Below are 3350 nucleotides of genomic sequence, written 5' to 3'. Positions count from 1 at the left end.
GCTGGCCCTGCTGCTCTTCGGCATGTACGGCCGGGTGACGCTGCACCTGCCCCAGGACAACCCGTACTACCGCGACCGGCACCCGGAGGTCACCAAGGCGCCCAAGCTGCCGCCCCGCGCCCTGCCGCACGGCTGAGCCCTAGGATGTTGGGCATGACGGAGGTCATGCCCAAGGGCTCCAACGCACAACTCCCCGCCGAGGTCGCGGCGGTGCGGGTGGTGCTGCGCTGGCAGCTGCTGCCCGGCACGCCGGACGTGGACGTCTCGGCGCTGCTGCTGACCGCCCAGGGGCGCGTCCGCGAGGACGCCGACTTCGTCTTCTACAACCAGCCGCGACACCCCACCGGCCTGGTCCGGCACCGGGCCAAGGCACGGCGTCCAGGAGAGGCGAGCGACACCCTCGACGTGGACCTGGACCGGCTGCCCGGCTGGGTGGACCGGCTGGTGCTGGGCGCGAGCGTCGGGGACGGCCAGGACTTCGCCGCCGTCGGCGGACTGCAGCTGCTGCTCTTCGACATCGCCGGCGGTCCCGGCGCGGCCGCGCTGACCCGCTTCGACCTGTTCGACGTGCGCGGCTGCGCCGCGCTGCTCTGCGGCGAGCTCTACCGGCGTTCCGGCGGCTGGAAGTTCCGCGCGATCGGCCACCGCTACCCGTCGGGGCTGGGCGGCCTGGCGCAGGACTTCGGCGTGACGGTCGACGACGAGGAGCCGGTCGCGGCCCAGGAGCCGGCGCTGCCGCCCCTGCCGACGACCCCGCCGCCCCCGTCGGTGGAGCAGCTGCTGCCGGAGCCGGCCGGGTTCTCGCTGCCGCCGCAGGGCCCGCGGTTCCTGCGGCCCTGAGCCCGGACAGAGAGCCGGCGAAGGTGCTCAGGCCCCGGCGGGCTTGAAGCCGCGCTGCCACTGCAGGCCCCAGCCGTAGAGCCGGTCCAGCTCGGCCTGGAAGCCGTAGACGTAGCGGACCTCGCGGGTGAGCAGGAACTCGCCGCCGCCCTTGTTCTCCATCAGCAGCACCGCGCACGAGCGCGCCTGCGCCGCCCGCTCGTCCAGGCGGACCTCGATGCGCGGGCCGGCCGTCGGGAAGAGCGTCACCACCGCGTGGGTGCGGTCGAACGCCGGGGTGTCGTCGTAGATGTAGACGAAGATGAGCAGGCGCTTGAACTGCTCGCGCTTGTCCATGTCGATGTACATCATCTCGCCGGTCGGCGCACCGGAGCGGTCGTCGCCGATGAGCCGGATGAAGGGGGCGTGGTGCAGGTCGCCCATGTAGGAGCCGAGCGGCTGGATCACGCCCTTGGTGCCGTCCTTCATCTCGTACAGGCAGCCCAGGTCCAGGTCGACGGCCAGCGGTTCGGTCCCGCCCTGATTGAGCGTCACCGGACGGAACGGGTTGGGGTTCAGCAGAGCGCGCAGCTGTTCGCGTGCGCTCTTGCGCGGCGCCTCGGCCTCGCGAGCGGTCCAGTGCAGGTTGACCTGCATGGTTCCGGTGAGCGCGCCCTGTTCGGTCAGCGAGAAGGTGCGGCGCTTGCGATCCAGCGTGATGCGCTCGATGCCGACGTCCAGCCCACGGTCGGCCCTGCGCAACAGATCCAGCAGCCCGGCCATCCCAACCGCCCCCTCACTCCGCCGACTTCACCCCGCACCTCACCTGCGGGTATACCCGCAGGCCCGATCCGCATGCCGGACACGGTTCCCGACCCGCCGGTAACCAGCAGGGTCTTGACACGACCCGGTCGATAACACGCCAGGCTCACGCGTACGATACGGAGTCTCCTGCCACACACCCAAGCCGAGGCGCCCCCGTATGAACCTCTCCTCCATACAACTGGTCTGGCTGGTCGTCGGCTGCGCGGTCGCGCTCGTCGTCGCCGTCATCATGAGCCTGCTGCGCACGAAGAAGCCGAAGCACGCGGCATCCGAGGACTCCTGGGAGCGCAGTGAGGAGCGCCGGCGCCGCAAGGAGACCATCTACGGCGGCGCGTCCTACGTGCTGCTGTTCGTGTGCGCCGCCGTGGCCGCGGCGCTCTCCTTCCACGGCCTGGTCGGTTTCGGCCGCCAGAACCTGGGGCTGACCGGTGGTTGGGAGTACCTGGTCCCGTTCGGTCTGGACGGCGCGGCCATGTTCTGCTCCGTCCTCGCGGTGCGCGAGGCCAGCCACGGTGACGCCGCGACCGGCTCGCGTCTGCTGGTCTGGCTCTTCGCCGGCGCCTCCGCCTGGTTCAACTTCGTGCACGCGCCGCGCGGTGGCGACCACAACGGCGCCCCGCAGTTCTTCGCCGGGATGTCCCTCTCCGCCGCCGTCCTGTTCGACCGCGCGCTGAAGCAGACCCGCCGCGCCGCGCTGCGTGAGCAGGGCCTGGTCCCCCGTCCGCTGCCGCAGATCCGCATGGTCCGCTGGCTGCGCGCCCCCGTCGAGACCTACAAGGCCTGGTCGTTGATGCTGCTGGAGAACGTCCGCAGCCTGGACGAGGCGGTCGATGAGGTCCGCGAGGAAAAGCGGCAGAAGGAGATCAACCTGGCGGCGCAGCGCAGCGCGGAGCGGCGCGAGCGCGCCGAGCTCAAGGCGATCGCCCGGTCCGCGCCGGTCAAGGAGCTGACGACGCTGGACGCCTCGGCCACCGCCGAGGGCGCCGGCGCCTCCGCGCTGGAGCCGGCCGCGCCGCGCGGCGTGCTGCCGCGCCGCCGCAGCGCGAGCGCGCTGCCCGGTGCCGCCTCCCCCCTGTCGACGGGCGCCGGGCGCGAGGACGACGAGGACTCGACCATGTCCCGGCTCGACTCACTGGACCGCAAGCTGAAGGACCTGGAGCAGCAGTTCGGCTGAGCCGGACCGAGGGTCGGACGAAGGTCAGGGGCCGGTACCCGGTCGGACTGCGGCGATTCGCCCGGTTCGACCGTGGACCGGCCCCTGACCTGCCTGTGAAGGTCTCGAGCTGCACCGCCAGGGTGCGGGTGCAGACCGTACAGTGTCGACCATGCTCGCCACTCCGTCCGGCCCGTCAGGGCCTGCCACGCCCACCGGCCCGTCCAGGCCCGCGACGTCGGCCACGCTGCGGGAGATCAATCTCCGCACGGTCTTCGACATGATCCGGGCACAGGCCCCCATCTCCCGGGCCGAGGTGGCCCGGCAGACCGGGATCTCCAAGCCCACGGTCTCCGCGCTGCTGCAGGACCTGCTGGACCTGGGCCTGGTCGCGGAGACCGAGCGCGACGAGCAGGATCCTGGCCCCACCTACGGCGCGCTCTTCTTCGCCCCGCGCCCGCAGGCGGCGCACGTGCTGGCGCTCGACGTGGGCGCGCGCCGACTGCGCGGCGCACTGGCCGACCTGGAGGGCCGTGTCCTCGCGCGCGAGGAC

Annotated in this window: 4 protein-coding genes; 3 read left to right on the top strand and 1 reads right to left on the bottom strand. The window is 72.3% G+C overall.

From position 1 onward, the window contains the following. Positions 1-153 precede the first annotated feature (153 nt). Entirely contained in the window at positions 154-840 is a 687-nt protein-coding gene (locus DN069_RS38185; RefSeq protein ID WP_243640330.1) for a TerD family protein, read from the top strand. Positions 841-867: 27 nt separating this feature from the next. Here the strand turns inward: DN069_RS38185 and DN069_RS38180 are convergent, their stop codons facing one another. Continuing rightward, a complete protein-coding gene (locus DN069_RS38180; protein ID WP_111507842.1) occupies positions 868-1602 on the bottom strand; it encodes a Tellurium resistance in 735 nt (244 codons plus the stop codon). 199 nt (positions 1603-1801) lie between these two features. Between DN069_RS38180 and DN069_RS38175 the strand changes: the two genes are divergently transcribed. Continuing rightward, positions 1802-2818, top strand: coding sequence for a DUF2637 domain-containing protein (locus DN069_RS38175; RefSeq protein WP_111507841.1), 1017 nt, complete (start codon positions 1802-1804; stop codon positions 2816-2818). A 151-nt stretch (positions 2819-2969) separates the two neighbouring features. Further along, positions 2970-3350, top strand: a 381-nt coding sequence (locus DN069_RS39700; RefSeq protein ID WP_165845828.1) for a MarR family transcriptional regulator, incomplete at its 3' end; no start/stop codon positions are given.

It is taken from the genome of Streptacidiphilus pinicola, assembly GCF_003258295.1.
In the GTDB taxonomy this organism is placed as follows: Bacteria; Actinomycetota; Actinomycetes; order Streptomycetales; family Streptomycetaceae; genus Streptacidiphilus; species Streptacidiphilus pinicola.
This window is presented reverse-complemented; position numbering and strand designations above follow the sequence as displayed.

Coding starts and splice junctions, on each gene's coding strand:
- DN069_RS38185 (WP_243640330.1), top strand. CDS start 154: ATGACGGAGGTCATGCCCAAGGGCTCCAACGCACAACTCCCCGCCGAG.
- DN069_RS38180 (WP_111507842.1), bottom strand. CDS start 1,602: ATGGCCGGGCTGCTGGATCTGTTGCGCAGGGCCGACCGTGGGCTGGAC.
- DN069_RS38175 (WP_111507841.1), top strand. CDS start 1,802: ATGAACCTCTCCTCCATACAACTGGTCTGGCTGGTCGTCGGCTGCGCG.